The sequence below is a fragment of the Paraburkholderia tropica genome (genome assembly GCF_014171495.1).
In the GTDB taxonomy this organism is placed as follows: domain Bacteria; phylum Pseudomonadota; class Gammaproteobacteria; order Burkholderiales; family Burkholderiaceae; genus Paraburkholderia; species Paraburkholderia tropica.
Window position 1 is genome coordinate 1,349,834 of sequence record NZ_CP049137.1, and the last position, 23,736, is coordinate 1,373,569.

Below are 23,736 nucleotides of genomic sequence, written 5' to 3' on the forward strand. Positions count from 1 at the left end.
CGGCGGCTGCGCGCCGCCGGCCGTCATGCAATGACGTGCGATTTACTTGTGGTAAATGCGCTGACGCGTGGTTTCGAGTCGCGCGAGCAGCGCGTCGATCTGCGTCGGATCGGAATAGAACTGCTGCATGGCCTTCATGCCTTCGTCGGCCATTTCCTTCTGCATGTCGCGGTCGTAGAACTGCGCGATGCCGCCCTTCGTGTTCGCGAGCGTCTGGAAGCCGACCTTCGAGATCGCATCTTCAGGCTCGGCCGCCTTGTTGTTCGACGGCAGCTGGCCCCAGCCGCGCGCGAGATCGGCGTTGATTTGCGGCGATTCCATGAAGGCGAGCAGACGGCGCGCGTCGGCCTTGTTCTTCGCCTTCGCGGCCACCAGCAGCACGTTCACGGGACCGTCTTCGGCGGTTGGCACGTTGGCGTCGATGATCGGGAAGCGGAAGAAGCCCACGTCCTGCTTCATGTTGGCCGGGAAGCTGGCCGAGAAGAACGTGCCCATCAGCATCATCGCGGCCTTGCCGTTCACGAGCACCGGCGCGATCGAATCGACGTCGTAGGACAGCGCGTTGTCCATGAAGTAGTGGTTGTCGATCAGCGTCTTCCAGGCGGTGAAGACCTTCTTCACGCGCGGGTCGGTGTAGGGAATCTCACCGGCCATCAATTGCTGATGGAACGCGTTGCCGTTGATGCGCAGATCCAGATAGTCGAACCACGCAGCGAGCGTCCAGCTGTCGCGCGCGGCGACGGCGATCGGCTGCACGCCGACGGCCTTGAGCTTCTTGCAGGCGTCGAGGAATTCGTCCCACGTTTTCGGTTCTTCCTTGATGCCGGCCTTCTGGAACAGGTCCTTGCGATAGAAGAAGCCGTACGCGTCATAGCCGAGCGGCGCGGCGTACTGCTTGCCCTTGTACGTCGACGCTTCCTTCACCGAAGCGTATTGCTCGTTCCAGCCGTTCTTCGCCCAGTCGGACGAGAGGTCTTCGAGCAGGCCGCGCTGCGCGTAATACGCCATGCGCTCGCCGTCGTGCCACGACACCACATCGGGCGGATCGGTCGCGAGCCAGCCGCTCATCTGCACCTTGTAGGCCTCTTCGGTCACGTACGACACCTTGAGGTCGACGTCGGGATTGGCCTTCTTGAACTTGTCGAAAGCGTCTTGCCAGGTCGAGCGCTGATTGCCGCGCGCCGATACGTTGACGGTGAGCGTGGCCGCGTCGGCGCCGGCGCTCGCGAGCGTGGCGGCCACCAGCGTCACGGCCGCCGTGGCGCGCGCGAGCGTGCCGAAGCTGCGGAAGCGTTGTGCGAACATGTTTTGTCTCCAGATGTGCGTTGTTTGCTCGTCTTGCATGCGGTTACTGCGTGCGTGTTGACTGCTTCACTGCTTGTTTACCTGTGTGCTTGCCTGTGAAACTCGCCCCGCTCTCGCGGCGGGGTAAAGCTGACTACGCGCGAGCGCGTTTTTATCAGATCAGCGCTGCGGCCGCCGCCGAACCCGCATCGGCGTGTGTGCGCGCAACAGCCAGCCGCTTGCGCGCGAGACCCGCTGCGTCGAACAGATGGCAGGCGTCGGCGGGCACGCGAATGCGCAGCCGCTCGCCCACGCCGATAGGCGTGTCGCCAGGCGCCTTCGCCACCAGCGTGCCGGCGGCGTGATCGGCGTGCAGATAGCTGTGCTCGCCCAGACGCTCGGCGAGCACGGTCGCGCCCGAGATCGATTGACCTTCGCCATCGAGACGCAGATGCTCGGGCCGCACGCCCAGCGTCACACGCTCGCCGCGTTGCAGACCGCGCCCGTCGACGCTCGCAAGCAGCGTGTCGTTGCCGCCCGCGAAGGCGACGCGCACGCCCTGCTCGCTCACGGCGTCGACCGTGCCATCGATGAAATTCATGCGCGGCGAACCGATGAAGCCCGCCACGAAGCGCGACTTCGGATGGTGATAGAGATCGAGCGGCGCACCGCTTTGCGCGACGCTGCCGTACTTCTCCATGTCCGCGCCCGCATGCAGCAGCACGATGCGGTCGGCGAGCGTCATCGCCTCGACCTGATCGTGCGTGACGTAGACCACGCTGGCATTGTCGAAACGTTGATGCAGACGCGCGATTTCCACGCGGGTGTGGCTGCGCAGCGCGGCGTCGAGATTGGAAAGCGGTTCGTCGAACAGAAACACGCCGGGCTCGCGCACGATCGCGCGGCCGATCGCGACGCGCTGGCGCTGGCCGCCCGAGAGCGCCTTGGGATGGCGGTCGAGCAGCGTGTCGAGTTGCAGGCTGCGCGCGGCGTCGAGCACGCGGCGCTCGATTTCGGGCTTCGGCACCTTGGCGATCTTCAGGCCGAAGGCCATGTTCTCGAACACCGTCATGTGCGGGAACAGCGCGTAGCTCTGGAACACCATCGCCGCGCCGCGCTGGGCCGCGGGCACGTCGTTGACGACGCGCCCGCCGATGCGCAGCTCGCCTTCGGTTACCTCTTCGAGGCCCGCGATCATGCGCAGCAAGGTGGATTTTCCGCAGCCCGACGGGCCGAGGAATACACAGAATTCGTGGTGGCCAATCTCGAGATCGACGCGCCGGATCACGGGCGCGTGGTCGCCGTATTGCTTGCCGACGTTCGATAACTGGATCGTCGCCATCTTGTCTCCTCCGGATTTAAGCGCTTAAATTCTACGCTATAAATATGGCCGGGGGCTTGTGCATCGGGCATTTAACCGCTTAAATTGCTGTGCGGAGATTCCCTGCGCTCATCGCCTTCCCGGCATGGTGTGGGTGAAAATTATCAAATTCCCCCGGCGGCTTGCAACATTTGAGTCGCAGTCCCTGAATGTGGGAAACGACACAACAAAGGCAGCCCATGGTCACCTTGTCAGAAGTCGCGCGGCACGCCCGCGTCACCGCGGCCACGGTTTCGAACGTGCTGCGCAATCGCGAGAAGGTCCGCCCGGAGACGGCCGAGCGCGTGCTCAAGGCGATCGCCGAACTCGGCTATCGGCCCAACCTCAACGCGCGCGCGCTCGCGCAGGGCCGCTCGTCCACGCTCGCGCTGATGCTCTCGAACATCGCCAACCCGTTCTATCCGGAGTTCGTGCTGGCGGCCGAGCGCGCGGCGCGCAAGGCCGGTCATTTCCTGATGGTCTGCAACACCGACGACGACGCGCAGATCGGCCGCGCCTACCTCAACCAGATCGCGGGCACCTTCGCCGACGGCGTGCTCGTGATGAACACCGACATCGCCATGAACGAGCTGTGCATCTCTGCGATGCACAACGGCCCGATCCTGCTGGCGATGTGGGAGCACCCGGAAAAACCGCCCGCGCTGCCCTGCGTGGCGGTCGACTTCGCGCGCGCGGGCAGGCTTGCGGCGCAGCATCTGCTCGAACTCGGGCACCGCAAGATCGGCATGCTGATCGGCGACGGTTGCGGTGGCCTGCAGGACGCGCGTTCGGACGGTTTTCACGCGGCGCTCGCCGAAGGCGGCGTGGCCTGCGCGGCCGCCGAATTGCAGGTGCGCGACTCGATCGACGCGGGCCACGCGGCCTGCCTGACGCTGATGGCGGCGCACCCCGAACTTACCGCGATCTTCGCGTCGAACGACCTGCTCGCGATCGGCGCGATCCAGGCGCTGGTGGGCATGGGGCTGGCAGTGCCCGGCGATGTATCGGTCATCGGCATTACCGATATCCAGCTGGCGCATCAGGTGCGCCCCGCCCTCACGACCGTCGCGATCCAGACCGAGGCCGTGGCGGAACTGTCGATCAGCAGCCTGATCCGTTTGATCGGCGAGCCGGTGCAGGCGCCGTCGATGGCGATCGGGCCGCAGCCTCAACTCGTCGTGCGCGATTCTACCGGGCCGGTGAGAAAGCGCGCGCGTCGCGCGGCTTCTAAATAATACGGATGCCGAACTATCTGCGTCGACGCCTAGGCGACAGGAGTCGTGCGCCAGCGAATCAACAGTGCAATGACGGCCACGCAGCCGCAGAACACCGCCAGCCAGGAGAGCAGATTCGCGCTGGCCACGAGCGTCGCCTGGGTTTGCAGCGCGGTGGCCATGCGCATCATCTCGGGCATCGGCGGCACGCCGCCCAGATCGAACGGCGTGATGCGCTCGATGAGGTGTGTGCGCGCAACCGTCTCGCCATATTGCAGCCACAGGCTCGCCGCGCCGGTGCCGCTCGCGGTCGCGATCTGGCGCACGATGTTCTTGAAGGCGTAGGCGTCCTGGAAATCGTCCTCGTCGAAATCGACGAAGGTCATGCCCGCGACCTGCGCCATCACGAATGGCACGGTCAAGCTCTGCAAAAGGAGCGCGGGCAGGATCGCCGCCATCGATGCGCCGCTCATCGTGCGCAGCGAAAGCATCAACAGCGCGGCCGAGAAGAGCACGTAACCGAACGCGATATAGCGGCGTCGGCCGAACATCCTGGGCGCGACCAGCGAAAAGCACATCATTGCGCCGAGACTCACGGTGGACGCCCAAGTGAGTGCCGCGCCCGTGACCTGAAAACCGAAGCCGAAACCGCTTTGCAACAGCGTCGGAATCAGATAATTCCAGAGGCCGTTGAGGAAATAGTAAATCGCGTAAAACAGAATGCCGATGAGAAAACGGCGGCCGAGCAGCGCGTGCGGATCGAGCCAGAGCTTCGACTCGCTGCGCAGCCGCACGAATGCGGCGCCGATCAGCGCGAAGCCCAGCAGCGGCGTGAGCGCAACGGCGGGGGAACTCGCGAATTCGTAGAAGCGCAGGTCGCCGAGTCCATGCATGAGCACCATCGCGCCGAGGCTGAAGAGAATCACCACGGTCCAGTCCATCGGATCGATGTCGAGTGCCCAGAGGCCGCCCGGGGGCGGCACGCGACGCGGATACGTCAGCAGCACGAGCACCAGCACCACGAGCGCGAGCACCACCTGGATGGCGAACACCATTTGCCATGCGGCGCTTTCAACGAGTTCGGCCGCGAGCCACGGCGTGATCGCGAGGAGTCCCTGCGAGCCGATGTTGAAGCCGAAGTAAAGCGCTCCGCGTTCGTCACGCGTGGCCAACAGTTGCATGATGATGCGCGAGGCCGCGAACAGGCCGCCCGCGCCGAGGCCCTGCACGCCGCGCGCAATCGCGAGTTCGAACGGCGTTTCGCTGAGCGCGCACAGCAGCGAACCGACGATCGCGATGATCAGCCCGATTACTGTGAACGAACGATAGCTGGTGTGGCGCGCGATGCGCGCGAGCATGAGATTCGCCACGCTCGCCATCGCGGCATAGGAGGTCATGCTCCAGAGAAAATCTTCGGGTGAGGCGTGCACGCCGCCGCGGATGTGCGTGCCGGCGATACCCATCATCGACGAGGCGACGAAGTCCACGCCTGCCGCACCGCCTAACGCGACCGTGAAGAAGAATATGCGCAGTGGCGAAAAGTCAGGCAGCGCGCGCAATCTCACCGGCGCGCTCCGTCATGGACGCGCGCACCGCGAGTAGAAACCGGAGACCCGCCAACGATGCTGTGCGTCACGCTCTCCCCTGGGCGCCTCTGCTGGCGCCGCGTTGAAATGAAAAGATAAGGTGTCTAGAAGCGGTCGATCATGCCGAACTGCACGCCGCGCACGGTCGCACCGGGCCATGATGGCGTCAGACCCGTCACGTTCACGCCGCGCAGCGTCATCTCGCCTTCGCCGCGATTGCGCAGCCAGCCCGCGCTCGCGTAGAGCAGAACGCGCTTCGAGAAATCGTACTCGCAGGCGGCGCTGAACTGGTCGGCGTTATCGCCGCCACCTTTGCGGTCGCGCATATAAGTGTAGCCGAGCGAGGCGCGAAAGCGCGCGCTGACGGCATAGCGCGCGGACACCGAGACGCCGTCGTTGTGATAGCGCGGCGTACCGCCGTCGCCGTTGAAGAACGACAGAAAGCCCGTGACCGGTCCGTAGACGTACGAGATGCCGCCGAGGTTCGCGCGCAACGCGCCCGAGCCGTGCGTCTGCTGATGCGCATATGAAATGCGGAACGGGCCGTCGTGGTACGCGAAGGTTTCGATGTGGCCAGCGAGGCCGTTGCCGTCCCCGTCGCTCGCGCTGCGCAGCGAGGCCATGATCGTCGTGGAGAAGCCGTGGTACTCCGGCGACAGGTACGTGATCGCGTTGCTCTCGTACGGCGTGATCTTCGAGAGATTGTTCAGGCCCGAGGCGATGGTGCCCGCGCCGAACGCGTCGAGTCCGCCCTTGAACGGGATGTAGATCGGCGAATACTGGCGGCCCATGCGCAGCGTGCCGTACGGCGTGCCGAGGCCGATCCACGCCTGACGATTGAAGATCGTGTTGGCCACGGCGTAGGTGCCGTCGCCGGAACCGAAACCATTCTCCAGGTCGAAGAGAATCTTCACGCCATTGCCGATATCTTCCGCGCCGCGCAGGCCGATGCGCGAGCCGCGATACGCGCCCGAATCCATGCGCGCGACATAGCCCGCGCCCGGATTGGTGATTTCGATGCTGGTGTCGATTGCGCCGTAGAGCGTGACTGAGCTTTGCGCGTGGGCGTCGCCGGCATGCGTGGCCAGTGCGACGCAAACGGTGAAAGCGGAGAACGCGCGCGGAGCGAACTGCGCGAACGGCATCAGGCGGCGCTCGCAAACGCGCGCGCGTGAGACAGACCGGTGCGGGCCGAACGGCGCACGGAAGCTTGAATGCATACGGGAAACAGAAAAACGGCGCGTGCGTGGCTGCGCGGCGCGCGGTGGGAATGGCGGGAGAAGCCGCATGTCAGGCCGCGCGATTCACGCGGCGGGAGATGCTGCCTGTTCCGGCGGACTCATCGTATCAAACGACTCGTTTCGACTACTGAATACTGGCATCGGCGCTCGCCAGCCAGCCTGCCAGCCTGCCAGCGCTTCCACGAAAGCGCCGCATTTTACCGCAGCGAAATCGCATCGCGATCCGTAAATTAACCGGTTGGTACAAATACCACAAACGCTTCGGGCGCACGGAAGGCCCCGTGAAACACCTGCGAAAAACGCATGAAAAAAGCGCGGCGCGCCCGGACGGTCACGCTCGATCTGAGCGTTTCCGGCCGGCCGCGCCGCGCCTTCTGCTATCGCCTCGCCCTTACTGCGGCAGTGCGTAAGCGATCACGTAGTCGCCCAGCTTGGTGCCGAACGAACCGTGGCCGCCCGCGGCGATCACCACGAACTGGCGGCCGTTGACCGAGTAGGTCATCGGCGTGGCCTGGCCGCCTGCCGGCAGGCGGGCTTCCCAGAGCTGCTTGCCGTTGTTCACGTCGAACGCGCGCAGATAGTTGTCCGCCGTCGCGCCGATGAACGCAACGCCGCCGGCCGTGACCATCGGGCCGCCGAGCATCGGCATGCCCATCTTGAACGGCAGCGGGATCGGCGAGCTGTCACGCACGGTGCCGATACGCTTCTTCCACACGATCTCGTTGGTCTTCAGGTCGACGGCCGAGATGTAGCCCCATGCCGGCTGCTTGCACGGCAGACCGAACGGCGAGAGGAACGGGTTGAGCGTCACGCCGAACGGAATCCCGTACTGCGGCTGGATGCCCGATTCCGTACCGCTGCCCTTCGCGCCCGGTTGCGGTTCCTGCGGATTGCCCGGACCACGCGGGATCAGACGCGAGACGAACGGCAGCGCGATCGGGTTGGCGATGGCGATCTGACGATCCGTGTCGAGTGCAATGCCGCCCCACTCGAACATGCCCAGGTTGCCCGGGAACACGAGCGTGCCTTGCAGCGAAGGCGGCGTGAACGTGCCTTCATAGCGCAGCTTGTGGAACATCACGCGGCAGACCAGCTGGTCGTACATCGTCGCGCCCCACATGTCCTTGTCCGTGAGGAGATTCTTCGGACGGAACGTGAGTTCGGAGAACGGCTGCGTCGGCGACGTGTGATCGCCCGGCGCGGCGCCTTGCGGCACCGGCAGTTCGGGCGCCGGCACGACGGTCTCGCCGGTGCGGCGGTCGAGCACGAACAGGTTGCCGGTCTTGGCCGGCGCGTACACGACCGGCACGGTCTTGCCGTCCTTGTCGGTGATGTTCGCGAGCGTCGGCTGCGACGGCATGTCCATGTCCCAGAGGTCATGGTGCGCGGTCTGGTAGAACCAGGCGAGCTTGCCGGTCGATGCGTGCAGCGCGAGCAGGCCGCTGGCGTAGCGCTCCATCTCCGGCGTGCGGTCGCCGCCCCAGATGTCCGGGGTGCGCACGCCCATCGGCAGATAAACGATGTCGAGCTTCGCGTCATAGGCGGCCGGCGCCCACGAGTTCGGCGAGTTCCACGTGTAGTGCTCGCCCGGACCCGGGATCTTGTTCGGATCGGCTGCACCCGGATCGAAGGCCCACAGGAGCTTGCCCGTGCGCACGTCGAAGCCGCGGATCACGCCCGACGGTTCGCGGTTCGAGAAGTTGTCCTCGACTGCGCCCGCGACCACGATCACCTTGCTGGTGATAATCGGCGGCGACGTCGGCTCGTACATGCCCGGCGTCGTGACCGGCATCGCATGCTGCAGATCGAGCTTGCCGTTATCGCCGAACTCCGGGCACGGCGCGCCGGTCTCGGCGTCGAGTGCGTAGAGATGGCCGTCGTTGACCGGCAGATAGATGCGGCGCGTGCAGGCGGCGTTCGCGGCCGGAGCGGCGGCGAGCGTGGCCGGTGCGTCGCTGGCCGGTGCGGCGGCGTCGGTGGCCGAAGCGCCCGAGGCGGCAGCGGTCGCGCTCGAAGCGGCGGCGTCCGATGCGGCGGCGTCCGATGCGGCGGCGTCCGATGCGGCGGCTTGCGCCGGCGCGGCCGTGGCAGCCGAATCGTCCGATTGCGCGCTCGCCGACAGGTCGACGTACGACACGCCACGGCAGGTCACGTGCTGGAACGACGGGTCCGGCTGCAGCTTCGGATCGAACTTCCACTTGAGCTGGCCGCTTTGCGCGTCGAGCGCGAACAGGATCTGGTGCGGCGAGCACAGGTAGAGCAGGTTGCCGATCTTGATCGGCGTCACCTCGTTGGTGATCTCGACCGGATCGTTCGGGCCTTTCAGGTCGCCCGTGCGGAAGGTCCAGGCCACCTGCAGGTTCTTCACGTTGTCAGGCGTGATGGTCTGCAGCGGCGAGTAGCGCGTGCCTTGCTGGTCGCGGCCATAGGCGGGCCAGTCGGACGGCGCGATGCCGTCGACATGCGCGGCCGGCGTGCCGGTCGACGCGTTCAGCGTGCCGTTGACCGTCTGCGGATCGTTGAAGCAGGCGTACACGAGCACGCCCGCCCAGATCACGAGCGAGCCGACGAGCGTCTGCACGCCGAGCTTGCGCGGCGCTTCGAGACGCCAGCTCACGAGCAGCAGCAGCCACACGCCGAACACGACGAGGACGCCCGAGCGCGGTGCGAGCGCCCAGAAGTCGGGACCCGACTCCCACAGCGCCCAGATCGCGGTGCCCACGAGCACGAGCGCGTAGAGCACGAGCGCGGAGGCGCGGCGGCGGTACAGCAGCCACGTCACGCCGAGCAGCAGGACGCCGGTGATGACGTAGTACGCCGAGCCGCCGAGCGAAAGCAGGTACGCGCCGCCTATCAGCAGATAGAGCGACGTGAGCGCAATAAAGATTAGGGTGATGACGCCGATGAACCCCGGCGATGATGATTCTCTGGATCTGGACATGATGATCTCAACCTTCTTTTGAGGACGCCGCTTGCCTCGTCTTTCACACGAAGCCGGCGGCGAGGCGCGCCGGCGCGAACGCCGGCGAGTCGTCCAGCCACTCCGCTACGCCCGGAGTGGCCGGCAATGCGGAAAAACACTCCGCGAAAAAAGCCTTTAGAAGACGTGCATCATCCCGACGTACGCGCCGGTCTGCGACTCGCCCACGTTCGGGCTGGTCGGCGAACTCGAATCGCGCGGCGTGGCGAACACCGAGAAGTTGCCGTTCTTGCTGTTGTCCACGTACGCGACGGTGCCGTACAGGAACGTGCGCTTGCTCAGGTTGTAGGTGGTGCCGAGCGCGTACAGCATCGCGTGGCTGCCCGGGTCGTGCGAAATGTCGCCGCTGCCCTCGCCTACATGAATATAGAAGCCGGCCGCCGTGACGGCCCACTTCGGCGTGGCCTGATAGGTCGCGCCGAGCCAGTAGTGATCGGCCGAGTCGGCCACGCCAACCGGTGAATCCGGCGCGCTGTAATGCGTGTAGGCCGCCTGGATCTTCCACTTCTGCATGCGCAGGTTGCCGCCCACGAAGTATTCGCGCGAGGCGGTGAAGATGTTGGAGAAGCGGCCGTTGGAGTCGCGCAGTTCGTCGTAGATGCCGCGCACGTCGAACAGCGGCGAGTGGTACGTCAGCATGACGCCGTCCGAGCGGCCGAAGTCGCCGTCGGCGCCATTGTTGAAGCCGCTCGTCTGGTTGCCGAAGGCGTACTGGCCTTGCACGTCGAAGCCGTTCCACACCGGGCTGTGGTACTCGACGTTATTGCTGGTCTGCTGCCAGTTGCGCCCGCGCACGAGCGACGCCGACGACACGGCCTGCTGCACGAACGGGTCGAATTCCCATACGCCGTCGCTGTCGATGAAGAGATTGCGACCGGCCTGGATTTGCCCCCAGGTGTCGTTCTTCAAACCGACATAGGCGCGGCGCGAAAACAGTTTGCCGCCGCCGGACGTGCCGTCCATGATCTGCAGCGCGGTTTCGAGGTCGAACAGCGCGCTGGTGCCGCCGCCGAGATCCTCGGTGCCCTTCATGCCGAGCATGCTGGTGCCCCAGTCGCCGCCTTCCGCGCTCCAGCGGCTCGAGGTGCCGCCGTTGCCATTTGCAATGTGATTCAGATATTCGATGCCGCCGTCCACGCGGCCATACAGCGTCACGCTCGATTGCGCCGATGCCGCCGAACTGGCTGCGAGCAGCACGAGTGCGCCCAGTTGATATTTCACGTCAGCTCCCAGGTGGATTCTTCTTTCGTTTGTCCGTGCCGTCCGGGCGCTGCCCGCCGTGCCTGACCAGACATGGGCGAGAACGCAAACGGGCCGATCCATCCGCACCGCAGGGTTGCTTTACGCGGCGCCCGGCGGCAACGCAGGGGTGCAATGCGAACCGGCCAGGCACATGGCGTCTAAAAAATATAGCGCGTCATCCGGAAAGGTGCTTTCTGGCTGGTTGCAGCGGGGCGCGACTATAACAGCCTGCGGCAAAATGTGCATTGAAAATTGCGCAATTGGGCAAAACCCGCACGCAGCGGGCGCTCACGGCCGCGCGAGCGCGCACCGACAGCACGTTGCGTACCTTACTTTTCTATTTCAAGCGCGTTGAGAAGAGGCAGATTGGCGCAGCGTCAGGCGCCGGGCAGCACCGTGCCGCCGCGGCCCGTGCGCACGCGTTCGGCGGCCACGGCGAGGATGCAGTCGACAAAATATTCCGCCGGTTTCGTGAGCTGCGCCTCGGGCGGCGAGTAGAGATAGAGCTGCAGCGGCGGCGGACGCTGCGGCAGCGCGAGTTCGACGAAGGCGCGGCCCAGCTCCGCCGTTTCGAGCGTGTGGCGCGTCCAGGCGAACACGGCGTCGTTGCTCAGCGCGAGCCCGTAGAGCAGCCCGTACGAGGTGCAGCGCGTGACGCGGCGCGGCGGCGCAAGCCCTTCGCCCTCGAACATCGCGCGGATGCGCTCGGGATAATGGTCGGTGGCGTCGGTGTGAATCCACTCGGCGTCCTGCAACTGTGCGAGCGACGTGGCGCGCGCGAACGCACCCTGCGCGCGCGTCACGAACACGGAATCGAACGCGAACAGCGTCTTGACCGCTTCCGGATCCTGCTCGGCGGGATTGGCCGGAAACGCAGCGAACGCGAGATCGAGCGTGCGGTTGCTCAGTTGCTCGCGCAACTGGTTGAAGCCCAGCTCGCGAAACTCGACGGTCACGAGCGGCCAGTGACGCCGAAAGTCGGCGAAGGCGTCGGCGAGACCCGCCGTGCCCGCGATCGGCGTCACGCCGATCACCAGCCGCCCTTCGCGCTGGCCCTTCAGATGCGCGAGATCTTCCTGGGCGCGCTCCAGCTCGCGCAGCACCGTGCGCGAGCGCCGCAACAGCGCCTCGCCTTCGGCGGTCGGCACCACGCCCCAGGGATTGCGCTCGAACAGGCGCACGCCGCACTCGTCCTCCAGATCGCGCACGGCCTTGGTGATGGCGGGCTGCGTCACGTGCAGCCGCCGCGCCGCGCCGTTGATGGTGCCCGTGGCGGCGATCTCGACCAGCGCTCTCAGTTGGTGGATTTTCATGATGCGGTGGATATTACCATCGGTTATCGGCATGCCGATTTTTGCTTTTTTATTTCGACCGATCGTCCTTAGTCTGTAACAAATGCGGCCGTTGCAGCACACGGCAACCACGGCCGACCGCACCCTGACTCCAGGACAAGGACATGACGCAGCAAATCCCGCAAGCCAGCCAAGCCGCCACCGCACCCGAGCGCGCCGACCTGATCGACGCCATCCGCGAGCAACAGCAGCCATTTATCGCGATTCGCCACGATATTCACGCCCATCCCGAACTGGGCTTCGCGGAGACGCGCACGTCGCAGATCGTCGCCGAAAAACTCGCGCAATGGGGTTACGCGGTGACGACGGGCGTGGGCGGCACGGGCGTGGTCGGGCGTCTGCGTCGCGGCAGCTCGACGCGCGCGATCGGTCTGCGCGCCGACATGGACGCGCTGCCCATTCAGGAAAGCACCGGCCTGCCCTACGCGAGCACCGTCGCGCAGACCATGCACGCCTGCGGCCACGACGGCCATACGGCCACGCTGCTGGCCGCCGCGCATCACCTCGCCAGCGCCGATTTCGACGGCACGCTCAACCTGATTTTCCAGCCCGCCGAGGAAGGCCTGGGCGGCGCGTCGAAGATGATCGCCGACGGTCTGTTCGAGCGCTTTCCGTGCGATCAGGTGTTCGCGCTGCACAACGCGCCCGGCGTGCCCGTGGGCCACTTCGCGGTGCGCCACGGCTGCATGCTCGCGTCGTCGGACTCGGTCACGATCACCGTGACGGGACGCGGCGCGCACGGCGCCATGCCGCAACTGGGTTGCGATCCGGTGGTGGCGGCGGCGAGCATCGTGATGGCCTTGCAGAGCATCGTCGCGCGCAACGTGGAGCCCACGCGCGCCGCCGTGGTGACGGTGGGCGCGATCAACGCGGGCAAGGCGGGCAACGTGATTCCCGAAACGGCGACGCTGCAACTGTCGGTGCGCGCGCTCGACAGCGAGACGCGCAACCTGCTCGAAGCGCGCATCCGCACGATCGCCGAGTTGCAGGCGCAGTCGTACGGCGCGACGGCCACGGTCGACTATCACGCGATCTCGCGCCCGCTCGTGAACGAGCGCAACGCCACGCTGCTCGCCATCGACGCGATCGAGTCGCTGGTCGGCCCGCACGGCCTGACGATGATGCCCGACGCCGTAATGGGCAGCGAAGACTTCTCGTGGATGACCGAGGTGCTGCCCGGCTGCTACGTGTTGATCGGCAACGGCGTGGGCAGCGTGGGCGGCTGCTCGGTGCACAACCCCGGCTACGACTTCAACGACGACGCCCTCGCCTACGGCGCGGCGTGGTTCGTGGCGCTCACGCAGCGGTATCTGCGCGCGAGCTGAGGTTCATTCCCTGTGCGATGACCCATGCGATGCCGCGTTCGTGCGGCTCGCCCGGATCACCACGACTTGATACGGATTCCTGATCGATGGACCGACGGCGGCGCCGCATTCCGCTTCTCGCCCGCGCGCACCGCTTTCCCCGCAGTTTCTGACCAACCTGAAGAGCTAATAACAATGTCAGCAAGCAGCAAGACGTCGTCTTCCCACGAACCCCGGCGCGCGCGGACCACGCGCGCCGCGCGTCTGCTCGTTTGCGCCACGGCGCTCGGCGGCGCCTCGCACGCGGCGCTCGCACAGACCTCGGATCTGTTTCTCCTCGACTACTTCCAGGGCATCCCTTACGCGACGACCGGCGCCTACACGCCCGGCGTGCGCCTTTATGGCGCCGTCGACCAGTCGATCGGCTTCACCAAGGGCGCGCAGACCGCCTTCGTGCAGCAGAGCGGCGGTGAATGGACCTCGAAGATCGGCCTGTACGGCGTGGAAGATCTGGGCGGCGGCTATCGCGTGCGCTTCGCGCTCGAAAACGGCTTCGACGCGGCGACCGGCAAACTGGGCAGCACGAACACGATGTTCAATCGCGAGGCGTGGGTGGGCATCGGCTCGGCGAAAACCGGCGAGCTGAAGTTCGGCTTGCAGGACGACGTCGGCGTGCCGCTGTTCGTCGACGTGTTCGGCCAGGTCGGCACCGTTTCGACGGTCGCGTATCTCACCGCGTGGACCTACGATCTCGGTCCCGGCGCGAGCTTCGAAGCGGCGCGCCTCACCAATGCGGTCAGCTATTCGTCGCCGTGGTTCGGGCCGCTGAACGCGCAGGTGGCGCTCGCGCTGCACGACGCGGGCTCGACAGCGCCGACCATCCAGACCAAATCCATCGCGCTCAATTACTTCGACGGCCATCTGTTCGGCACGCTCAGTTATATCGGCAATTACGGCCTGAACGCGCTCACGACCTCGCAGTACGTGCGCACCGACAACTTCGCGGCGGGCCTGCTCTACGACCGCGGCAACTACGTGCTGTCGGCGGGCTACAGCTTCCTCGCGCCGCGTCTCGAAGGCGACCGCGTGGCCTCGCTTTACACGCTGGGCGCGCTCTATCGCTACCTGCAGCGCAACGATTTCCGCATGGAACTCGCGTATCGCGACGTGGCGGGCGCGGGCAGCCATTCGTACGGCGTGACGCTCGGCTACGACTACAACCTCTCGAAGCGCACGGCGCTTTACGTGCGCGGCTCGCTGATCCACAACACCGGCACGACGCCGACGTACGGCAAATATCCGACGATGCAGCCGACCGTCGACAACATCGCGACGAGCTATACGGGCTCGGAAGGCACGACGGCGTATCAGTCGCCGCATCTCGTGCTGGTGGGCATGTATCACAAGTTCTGAGCCGCACTTCAGCGAATTGGACGATCGAATATCAACGTGGAGACCTGACATGAAACAGCGAATCTTTTTGCGCCTCGCCGCCGCCACGCTCTGCGTGGCCGCGAGCCTGAGCGCCCACGCGCAGGGCGATAACGCGTCGCAGACCGGCGCGGCCTCGATGCATCCGGCGACGAGCGCCACGAGCAAAGCCGCCGACCGCGCACTCGCCAACGACGTGCGTCACGCACTGCGCGCGGCGCGCAAGCAGGGGCTCAAGGCGACGTTTATCCGCGTGCGCGCGCACGACGGCGACGTGACGCTCACGGGCGTGGTCGCGGACCAGAAGCAGATCGACTTCGCGACGTCGATCGCGCAAGGCGTGAGCGGCGTGCGCTCGGTGACGACGAAGATCACCATCCGCGACGGCGAAGGCATCAAGGGCAGTCAGTAACGCCCGTGTTTGAACGGAGCCACGCGCGTAGCTCCGGCTTTGACCTGGCTTCAACCTGGCTTTAATCCGGCGCCCTCGCCGGTCTTGTCATCCGAACAAGGTTTCATCATGAACGTCGCACACCAACGCGCCGCCTCGGGCGCAACGCAAGCACCGGACGCTTCGGCCACGCGCACGAAGCGCTCGATGGTGCTCGCCGCCGCGCTCGGCAACGGTCTGGAGTTCTTCGACTTCACCGTCTACAGCTTCTTTTCGGCGCTGATCGGCCAGTTGTTCTTTCCGGCGCACGACGCTCTCACCTCGCTGATGATGTCGCTCGCGACCTTCGGCGTCGGCTTCGTCGTGCGACCGCTCGGCGGCGTGCTGATCGGCGCTTACGCGGACCGCGCGGGACGCAAGCCCGCGCTGATCCTCACCGTGCTGCTGATGGCGCTCGGCACCGGGCTGATCGGCCTGGCGCCGACTTACGCGCAGATCGGCCTCGCCGCGCCCGCGCTGATCGTGCTCGGGCGTCTGCTGCAAGGCTTTTCGGCGGGCGGCGAAGTGGGCGCGGCCACCACGCTGCTGATGGAAGCGGGCCGCGAAGGTCAGCGCGGCAGGCTGGTGAGCTGGCAGATGGCGAGCCAGGGCGGCGCGGCGCTCGCGGGCGCGTTGATCGCGGTGCTGCTCTCGAAGTCGCTGACGCACGAGCAACTGGTCGCGTGGGGCTGGCGCGTGCCGTTTCTGGTCGGGCTCGCGATCGGGCCCATTGGCTTCTGGATGCGCTCGCGTCTGGACGATACCTTGCCCGCGCATGCCGTCTCCGCTTCGCAGACGAACGGCCGCGCGGCCGCTCCGGTGCGCCGCAAGCTGCCGCTGCGCCAGATCGTGGCGGGCACCATGCTCGTGATCGGCGCGACCGGCACGATGTACACCATCGTGTTCTTCCTGCCCGCATTTCTCGCGCTGACGCTGCATATGCCGACGGCCGCCGCCTCGGCCAGCGGCGGCATCGCGGGCGTGGTGCTGCTGGTCGGCTCGCCGCTGGCCGGTCGGCTCGCGGATCGCGTCAAGCGCCGCAAGCCGATGCTCGCCGCCGGTTCGCTCGTCTCGCTCGCGCTGCTGTTTCCGGCCTTCGCCGCGATTGCCGCGTGGCCTTCGGTGGGCACGGTGCTGGCGGTCGTGCTGGTGCTGGTCGGCCTGATGACGCTCACGAGCCCGGCCGGTTTTCTGATGATGCTCGAAGCGCTGCGACCCGAGGTGCGGGCGACCTCGCTCGGCATCATCTACGCCGTGGGCGTGACGCTGTTCGGCGGCTTCGCGCAGCTCGCCGTCGGCGCGTTGTGGCGCGCGACGGGCAGTTTCTATGCGCCCGCGTGGTACGTGTTCGGCTGCGGGATCATCAGCCTCGCGGGTTTGATGCTGTTCGAGGAAAAGACCGCAACCGCGCACTGAGCATGCATGACGCGCCTCAGTGCGCGTCCTGCGAGGCCTCGTCGGCCGCCGCTTTGCGCGGCGGCTTTTTCACGAGGTCGCGCGTCTGAAACACCGGCAAACGCCAGCCGTAGTAAAGCGCCGCGAGCCGCAGCGCGACACAGGCGGCGGTAGCCACCCACGGCGTCCAGAACGACGACCAGTCGAAGTACGTGAGCCCCATCTGCACCGAAGCGCCCAGCAGCGCCGCCGACGCGTAGATCTCGCGTTCGAGAATCGCGGGCACGCGCGAGAGCAGAATGTCGCGCAGCACGCCGCCGCCCACGGCGCTCACCATGCCGAGCACGATGGCGGTCTCCGCGCTGTTGGTCCAGATCCACGTTTTCTGCGCGCCCGCGACCGCGAACAGCCCGAGCCCGATCGCATCGAAGAACAGCACCGGATGGCGCAGCCGCCGCACCTGCGGATAGGCTGCGATGGTCAGCGCCGCCGCGAGCAGCGAGACCGCGAGATACGCCCAGTTCGACAGCCCCGCGGGCGGAATCGCGCCGATGCAGACATCGCGCACGATACCGCCGCCGCACGCCACCATGAACGTCACCACGACGATGCCGAACAGATCGAGCCGCCGCTGCCGCGCGGCCACGGCGCCCGAGATCGCGAACGCGAACGTGCCGATCAGATCGAGCACGGTATAGGCCGTGTGGGCGTTCATATGCGCGCCCACGTGCGCGCCCAGCGCCAGGCTCATGCGGCCTCGCTTTCGTGGCCGAGCCACGCGGCGGCGGCGCACAGCATCGCTTCGAGGCCGGTGCGCAAGGTGCCGTCGAGCACCGGCGCGAACTTCGGCGAGTGGTTGCTCGGAATCTCGTTGATCTTCTTCGCGGTCTTCGCCTTCTCGAAGGTCTCGGGATCGGTGCCGCCGATGAACCAGAACGCGTACGGCACGCCCCATTCGCGGCCGAACACGCTGAAGTCCTCGCTCGCCGCCGCGGGCTGCGTTTCATAGGCGCGCGCGCCGAAACGCGCTTCGAAGGCGCTGCGCAGACGCGCCGTCGTGGCGTCGTCGTTGACGGTCAGCGGATAGCTCGACAGCGTGGTGAATTCCGGCTCGCGCGGCGCGTTCGAGGCCATGCACTCGGCGCAGCAGATGCGGCGGATCGCGCCCAGCATGTACTCGCGCACGTCCTCGTCGTAAGTGCGCATGTTGAGCTTGAGCGTGGCGTCGTCGGGGATGATGTTTTCCTTCGTGCCCGCCTGCAGCGCGCCCACCGTGAGCACGGCGCTGTCGCGCGGCGAGATCTCGCGCGAGACGATGGTCTGCAGACGCAGCGTCGTCGAGGCCGCCATGATGACGGGATCGATCGAAGTCTGCGGCTGCGAGCCGTGCGAGCCGCGCCCGAACAGCTTGACCTTGAGGCTGTCGCCGGCCGAGAGAATCGTGCCGCTGCGATAGCCGACCGTGCCCGCCGCGCCCACCATCACGTGCTGGCCGAGGATCACGTCGGGCTTCGGAAAGCGCGCCATCATGCCGTCGTCGATCATGCTGCGCGCGCCGCGCCCGACTTCCTCGCCGGGCTGAAACACGCACATCAGCGTGCCGCGCCACGCGTCGCGATGCTGCGCGAACAGGCGCGCCGCGCCCATCAGCCAGGTGACGTGCAGATCGTGGCCGCAGGCGTGCGCGACGCCCACCTGCACGCCTTCGTCGTCCTTCGCCGTGACGCTGCTCGCGTACGGCAGGCCGGTCCCTTCGGTCACGGGCAGCGCGTCCATGTCGGCGCGCAGCATCACGGTCGGGCCTTCGCCGTTGCGCAGGATCGCCACGACGCCGGTCACGCCCACCTCGCGCGTGACTTCATAGCCGAGCGCTTCCACGTAATCGGCGGCGATCTTCGCGGTGCGGAACTCCTGCATCGAGAGTTCGGGATGCTGGTGCAAGTCCTTGTAGACGGCTTCGAGCTCGGGCAACAAGGCGTCGACGGCAGGCGCGACGGTTTCGACGAGCGGCCTGGAAACCGCCTTGGACACTGGATTGGCGACCGGAATGGACATGGGCGACTCCTTCAATGACGGCTTCGGATACGGAATAGCGGGTTGGAATGCGCGCGAGATTCAGGCGGATGCCCCGTCGAGCAGACTGTCCGAGAGCTTGCCGAGCAGACGGTCGAGCGTCTTGCGCTCGGCATCGGTCAACGCGACGGCGAGTTCGGCTTCGAGCGCGGCCCCGGCCTTCGCCGACGCTTTCGCGACCTTCTGCCCTTCCGGCGTGGCGTGCAGCGCGACGCTGCGGCGGTCGTCGGCGTGGGTATCGCGGCCGATCAGCCCACGCGACTCCAGTTCGGCGAGCGTTTTCGACAGCAAGGTCTTTTCGATCAGCGCGCGCTGCGAGACGGCTTTGGGCGTGACGCCCGGCTCCGCGCAGACGATGCGCAGCACGCGCAGCGCACGCACGTCGAGGCCCCAGCGCTCGCGATACACGGCATTGGCGCGCTCGCTGAGCAACGCGCTCGTGAGGTCGAGCCTGAACGTCAGGAAATCGGAATACTGACCGGATGACACGCGCGCTCCCGCAGCCTGGCCGGCGAACCGGCGACGCATCGGAGTATAGTCAAATAGTTGAAAATTTCAACTATTCTGACGCGGGAATTTGAGTGCCGGATGAAGGCGCGGCATGCGGCTTGCTGCTCGCACTGATCCGATGAATGACGTGTTTCGCTGCGAGGTCACCATGAAGAAGGCTTTGAAGCTGACGCTGAGCGCGTGCTGTTGCGCGAGTGCGATTGGGTTGGGCCTTGGGTTGGTCGTGGAGCCCGCTTTCGCCGCCGACTCTTCCGATACCGCCGCGCCATGCGGCAAGCTTTCAGGCCCGAGCGGCCCTGACGCGCACTTCGTGCTGCGCGACGGCGAACCGGTCGATTTCAGCAGCGGCGGCCAGACCGCGCACGGCAAACTGCGGCTCTTTCACGAAGGTGCGCTCTATCACGCGTATTGGCAACCGGCCGCGAGCGCCGAGCCATACGCGCTCGCGAACGCCGCGCCGAACGGCGTGCGCCTGATCTCCACGCCGCCGCAAGGCTCGCCCGCGAACGACGGCAAACCGGGCGTCGATACGCCGCCGCTGAACGTGCTGTCGTGCCCGAAGCTGTAACGATCAACCGCAATCAACCGTTGTCGCCGCCCGCCACCGCGAGCACCGCGCCGGTGATATAGCTGGCTTCGTCGGAGGCGAGAAACAGAATCGGCGCGATCTGTTCGTCGAGCGTGCCGTAGCGCTTGAAGAAGGTCGAATCCGTCACTTGCTGGACGGCCTCGTTCATCCACGTCTTTTCCTGCTCGGTGTCGCCCGCCGCGTTGCGCGGCACGCGGCGCGGCGGCGCACTGGTGCCGCCCGGCGCGCTGGCGACCACGCGGATGTTGTACGGCGCGTATTCCATCGCCAGCGATTGCGTGAGCGCATTGACGCCGCCCTTGGCCGCCGAATACGGCACGCGCCGAATGCCGCGCGTCGCGTTCGAAGAGACGTTCACGATCGTGCCGCCGCCGCGCGCGAGCAGATGCGGCAGCGCGGCGTGACACGTATAGAGCGTGGGCATCAGCGAGCGGCGGATTTCCGCGTCGATCTGCGCGGGCTCGAATTCCGCGAACGGACGCATGCGGATCGCACCGCCCACGCCGTTGATCAGAATATCGATGCCGCCGAACCGTTGCGCGGCGAACGCCATCGCCGCGTGCGCGCCCTCATAAGTTTCCAGATCGGCGACGAAACCGGCGGTTTGTGCGCCGGGCTGCGCGACCTGCGCCTGCGCCGCCACCTCGGCGACGAAATCCGCGCGATCGACGAACACCACCTTGCCGCCTTCCGCCGCGGCGCGCAGCGCCACGCCGCTGCCGATCCCCTGCGCCGCGCCCGTGACGACCACGACCTTGCCTGCGAATCGTTGCTGCATCATGCCGCCTTCGCCGTCGTAGCCGTCGTCGCTGCGCTCGCGTTCGGCGTGAACTTCTCGTAGTGGAAGCTGTGGGGCTTCACGCCTTCGTCGTCGAAAAACTTGCGCACGGCGTCGACCATCGGCGGCGGCCCGCACAGATACACGTCGACGTCGCCATCATTGAGCGCATCGGCCGGAATATGCTGCGTAACCCAGCCTTTGCGCGGATGCGTCGACTCGGCTTCGGCCACGACGGTCGCGTAAGTCAGGTTCGGCAGTTTCGCGCGGAACGCCTCGATGGCCTCAACCTGCACGAGATCGAGATCGCGCGTGACGCCGTAGATCAGATGCACCTGCTGCTGCGCGTGCGTGCGCGCCAGCACTTCGAGCATCGAGAGGAACGGCGCGAGTCCCGTGCCGCCCGCGAGAAACAGCAGCGGGCGCTGCACGTCGCGCAGATAGAAACTGCCGAGCGGTCCGTGCAGATTCAATTTATCGCCCGCTTGCGCAGTTTCCAGCCACGTGCTCATCACGCCGCCGGGAATTTTCTTGATCAGAAAACTGATTGTCGATTCGCGCGGCGCCGAGGAAAACGAATACGAGCGATGCTGGCCGCTGCCCGGCACGTCGATATTCACATATTGACCCGGCAGAAATACGGGGGCGTTGGCGTCCATGTTCATTTCGAGCACCACGGCTGCGTCGTTGTGCTGCTCGACTTTCGAAACCGTGGCGGCAAACTGGCTCTGCCCCGTCTTGCAAGCGGTGGACGACGAGGGAATCGCAATCACGCAATCGCTTTGCGGCACCATCTGGCAGGTCAGCACGAGACCGCCGTCTTTTTCGTCGTCGCTGAGCGCGTCTTCGATATAGTCGTCGCCGAGATCGTAGCTGCCGCTTTCGGCGCGGCATTTACAGGTGCCGCACACGCCATCGGAACAATCCATCGGCAAATTGATCTTCGCGCGAAACGCGGCGTCGAGCACTTTTTCTCCGGCCTTGCAGTCGATGAAACGCGTAACGCCGTCTTCGAAATTCAGTGCGATCTTGAAACTGGACATGGGAACCTCCTCTACTGCCTCTGATACGTTGCGCCCGACATCACACGTGATAAACGTCGAGCACCTGCCGGATATAGTCGTTTTTCAAAACGATCTTCTTATAGGCAATCAGTAATTGATCGCCCGAGCGGCGCAAGGTGACGAACATCGTGCCGAAGAAATGATCGGTGACCTTGTAGCGATGATTGAGCGTGTGAAAGTTGTAGCGCACGTCCACTGCGTCGCCGCGATCGGCCAGCACTTCCACGTTCGTGACGTTGTGGCTCGTGCGCGGCTCCGGTGTCGACGCGCCGCTGCGCTCGGTCTTGATCCGGAATACGCGATCTTCGAGACCGCCTTTGTCCGGGTAGTACATCAGCGAGACCTGGCTTTCGTGGTCGTCGGTCAACTGGTCGTCGTCGTCCCAGGCGGGCATCCACCAGGTGACGTCGTCCGCGTAACAGGCGAGCCATTCGTCCCACTGGCGGTCATCGAGTAACCGTGCTTCGCGATAGAGCGCCGCGCAAATCGTTTGATAATCGATGCTCATGCCAGCGTCTCCTCGCTTTCCTTCTTGAGCGCGTCGCGCATCACGCGCACCCAGTACTCGTGCTGCACCACGAACAAGCCTTCGTCTTCACTGCGCTCGCCGGAAATGAGCGGATTCAAGCCCATCTTTTTCGCGTTGTCGTCGGCGCCTTCGACCCACAGCGGTGCGCCGCGCGAGAGATCGTTCCAGAGCGCGGCCGTGCCGGCATAACCGTTCTGGCACGCGCGAAACTCCTCCAGATCGTCGGCCGTGCCCATGCCGGACACGTTGAAGAAGTCTTCGTATTGACGAATGCGCGTGGCGCGGTCTTCGGCGCTTTCGCCTTTCGGTGCGAAACAGAAAATCGACACTTCGGTTTTATCGACGCTGATCGGACGCACCACGCGAATCTGGGTGCTGAACTGATCCATCAAAAACACATTCGGATACAGGCACAGATTGCGCGTTTGATTGACGATGAAATCGGCTTTCGTTTCGCCCACGCGCGCCGTGATTTCGTCGCGCTGACGATAAACCGGACGCACCTCGGGATTCATCGTCTTGGTCCACAGCAGAATATGGCCGTGATCGAAACCATAAACGCCCGCTACCGATTTGCTCCAGCTGTTCGCATCAACAGCCTGCGTGCCGTCTTCCTTGCGTCGGCCCATGGTGGCGGCGTAATTCCAGTGCACGGTGCTGACGTGATAACCGTCGCAACCGTTTTCCATCTGCATTTTCCAGTTGCCTTCGTAGACATACGAGGAATTGCCGCGCAGCACTTCGAGACCGTGCGCCGCCTGATCGACAATCTGGTCGATGATCACGCGCGATTCGCCGAGATAGTCTTCGAGCGGCATCACATCCGCGTTGAGACTGCCGAACAGAAAGCCGCGATAATTCTGGAATCGCGCGACTTTCTTCAGGTCGTGCGAACCGTTCTTGTTGAATTGCACTGGATATTCGGTGGTCTTTTCATCTTTGACTTTCAGCAGTTTGCCGGTATTGGCAAACGTCCAGCCGTGAAACGGGCACGTGAAGCTGCCTTTATTGCCATGCTTGCGTCGGCAAAGCATCGCGCCCTTGTGCGCGCAGGCATTGATGATGGCGTTCAGCTCGCCGGTTTTATCGCGCGTGACGACCACCGGCTGGCGGCCGATCCACGTGGTGTAGTAATCATTGTTGTTCGGCACCTGGCTTTCATGCGCCAGATACACCCAGTTGCTCTCGAAGATGTGTTTCATCTCCAGATCGAACAACGCGGGATTCGTGAAGATATCGCGACGGCAACGGTACACACCGGCTTGCTTGTCGTCCTGCACCGCAGTGGCTAACAGGTGTTCCAGTTCGTTGGCTTTGTCGATGGTGGCGGACATGTTTTCTCTCCGTAGGCGCGAGCAAGCTCCTGCACGGCTT

Annotated in this window: 20 protein-coding genes; 6 read left to right on the forward strand and 14 right to left on the reverse strand. The window is 65.4% G+C overall.

Features of this window, described 5'->3' with window-relative positions; translation table 11 throughout:
• Positions 1-42: 42 nt before the first annotated feature.
• Both G5S35_RS36200 and G5S35_RS36205 read right to left on the reverse strand, forming a co-directional pair.
• On the reverse strand, positions 43-1,305 hold the full coding sequence (locus G5S35_RS36200) for an ABC transporter substrate-binding protein (RefSeq protein WP_183040231.1): 1,263 nt from the start codon (positions 1,303-1,305) through the stop codon (positions 43-45).
• A gap of 154 nt (positions 1,306-1,459) precedes the next feature.
• Positions 1,460-2,626, reverse strand: coding sequence for an ABC transporter ATP-binding protein (locus tag G5S35_RS36205; RefSeq protein ID WP_124261660.1), 1,167 nt, complete (start codon positions 2,624-2,626; stop codon positions 1,460-1,462).
• 218 nt (positions 2,627-2,844) lie between these two features.
• Between G5S35_RS36205 and G5S35_RS36210 the strand changes: the two genes are divergently transcribed.
• Positions 2,845-3,879, forward strand: coding sequence for a LacI family DNA-binding transcriptional regulator (locus tag G5S35_RS36210; RefSeq protein WP_110328949.1), 1,035 nt, complete (start codon positions 2,845-2,847; stop codon positions 3,877-3,879).
• Between the two features lie 29 nt (positions 3,880-3,908).
• Here the strand turns inward: G5S35_RS36210 and G5S35_RS36215 are convergent, their stop codons facing one another.
• The 5 genes from G5S35_RS36215 to G5S35_RS36235 form a co-directional block, all read right to left on the reverse strand.
• Complete coding sequence (locus G5S35_RS36215; RefSeq protein WP_237181844.1) at positions 3,909-5,423, reverse strand: MFS transporter; 1,515 nt, start codon at positions 5,421-5,423, stop codon at positions 3,909-3,911.
• A gap of 125 nt (positions 5,424-5,548) precedes the next feature.
• Entirely contained in the window at positions 5,549-6,589 is a 1,041-nt protein-coding gene (locus G5S35_RS36220) for a porin (protein WP_183040232.1), read from the reverse strand.
• A 487-nt stretch (positions 6,590-7,076) separates the two neighbouring features.
• On the reverse strand, positions 7,077-9,626 hold the full coding sequence (locus G5S35_RS36225; RefSeq protein WP_183040233.1) for a glucose/quinate/shikimate family membrane-bound PQQ-dependent dehydrogenase: 2,550 nt from the start codon (positions 9,624-9,626) through the stop codon (positions 7,077-7,079).
• Positions 9,627-9,782: 156 nt separating this feature from the next.
• The gene (locus G5S35_RS36230) at positions 9,783-10,886 is read right to left on the reverse strand and encodes a porin (RefSeq protein WP_065059214.1); all 1,104 of its coding nucleotides are present in this window, start codon (positions 10,884-10,886) and stop codon (positions 9,783-9,785) included.
• A 398-nt stretch (positions 10,887-11,284) separates the two neighbouring features.
• Positions 11,285-12,220, reverse strand: a complete 936-nt coding sequence (locus G5S35_RS36235) for a LysR family transcriptional regulator (RefSeq protein ID WP_074986832.1) — start codon at positions 12,218-12,220, stop codon at positions 11,285-11,287.
• Positions 12,221-12,363: 143 nt separating this feature from the next.
• On the opposite strand from G5S35_RS36235, the gene G5S35_RS36240 reads away from it, so the two are divergent.
• The 4 genes from G5S35_RS36240 to G5S35_RS36255 all read left to right on the forward strand — a co-directional run bounded on the left by G5S35_RS36240 (position 12,364) and on the right by G5S35_RS36255 (position 16,840).
• On the forward strand, positions 12,364-13,584 hold the full coding sequence (locus G5S35_RS36240; RefSeq protein WP_176080711.1) for a M20 aminoacylase family protein: 1,221 nt from the start codon (positions 12,364-12,366) through the stop codon (positions 13,582-13,584).
• A gap of 174 nt (positions 13,585-13,758) precedes the next feature.
• Positions 13,759-14,976 carry a porin gene (locus G5S35_RS36245; protein WP_183040234.1) on the forward strand — a complete coding sequence of 406 codons (1,218 nt, stop codon included), beginning with the start codon at positions 13,759-13,761 and terminating at the stop codon, positions 14,974-14,976.
• A 49-nt stretch (positions 14,977-15,025) separates the two neighbouring features.
• Complete coding sequence (locus G5S35_RS36250) at positions 15,026-15,406, forward strand: BON domain-containing protein (RefSeq protein ID WP_065059210.1); 381 nt, start codon at positions 15,026-15,028, stop codon at positions 15,404-15,406.
• A 108-nt stretch (positions 15,407-15,514) separates the two neighbouring features.
• Positions 15,515-16,840 (forward strand): MFS transporter, encoded by a 1,326-nt coding sequence (locus G5S35_RS36255; RefSeq protein WP_237181845.1) that lies wholly within the window; start codon positions 15,515-15,517, stop codon positions 16,838-16,840.
• A gap of 16 nt (positions 16,841-16,856) precedes the next feature.
• Here the strand turns inward: G5S35_RS36255 and G5S35_RS36260 are convergent, their stop codons facing one another.
• From G5S35_RS36260 to G5S35_RS36270, 3 genes are read right to left on the reverse strand one after another with little or no spacing between them, the layout of a single operon-like run.
• On the reverse strand, positions 16,857-17,534 hold the full coding sequence (locus G5S35_RS36260; RefSeq protein WP_080180418.1) for a trimeric intracellular cation channel family protein: 678 nt from the start codon (positions 17,532-17,534) through the stop codon (positions 16,857-16,859).
• 32 nt (positions 17,535-17,566) lie between these two features.
• Positions 17,567-18,874 (reverse strand): M20 family metallopeptidase, encoded by a 1,308-nt coding sequence (locus G5S35_RS36265; protein WP_183040235.1) that lies wholly within the window; start codon positions 18,872-18,874, stop codon positions 17,567-17,569.
• A 60-nt stretch (positions 18,875-18,934) separates the two neighbouring features.
• Entirely contained in the window at positions 18,935-19,381 is a 447-nt protein-coding gene (locus G5S35_RS36270; RefSeq protein WP_234775255.1) for a MarR family winged helix-turn-helix transcriptional regulator, read from the reverse strand.
• 169 nt (positions 19,382-19,550) lie between these two features.
• On the opposite strand from G5S35_RS36270, the gene G5S35_RS36275 reads away from it, so the two are divergent.
• Entirely contained in the window at positions 19,551-19,970 is a 420-nt protein-coding gene (locus G5S35_RS36275) for a hypothetical protein (protein WP_183040236.1), read from the forward strand.
• 13 nt (positions 19,971-19,983) lie between these two features.
• Here G5S35_RS36275 and benD read toward each other — a convergent pair whose 3' ends face one another.
• From benD to G5S35_RS36295, 4 genes are read right to left on the reverse strand one after another with little or no spacing between them, the layout of a single operon-like run.
• The gene (benD, locus tag G5S35_RS36280) at positions 19,984-20,772 is read right to left on the reverse strand and encodes a benzoate diol dehydrogenase BenD (protein ID WP_183040237.1); all 789 of its coding nucleotides are present in this window, start codon (positions 20,770-20,772) and stop codon (positions 19,984-19,986) included.
• Complete coding sequence (benC, locus tag G5S35_RS36285) at positions 20,769-21,812, reverse strand: benzoate 1,2-dioxygenase electron transfer component BenC (protein WP_183040238.1); 1,044 nt, start codon at positions 21,810-21,812, stop codon at positions 20,769-20,771. Before benC ends, benD begins: the two co-directional genes overlap by 4 nt.
• A 40-nt stretch (positions 21,813-21,852) precedes the next feature.
• Positions 21,853-22,341, reverse strand: a complete 489-nt coding sequence (gene benB / locus G5S35_RS36290) for a benzoate 1,2-dioxygenase small subunit (protein WP_110328939.1) — start codon at positions 22,339-22,341, stop codon at positions 21,853-21,855.
• Positions 22,338-23,696 carry an SRPBCC family protein gene (locus G5S35_RS36295; protein ID WP_065059203.1) on the reverse strand — a complete coding sequence of 453 codons (1,359 nt, stop codon included), beginning with the start codon at positions 23,694-23,696 and terminating at the stop codon, positions 22,338-22,340. The genes benB and G5S35_RS36295 overlap by 4 nt, the downstream gene beginning before the upstream one ends.
• Positions 23,697-23,736 lie beyond the last annotated feature (40 nt).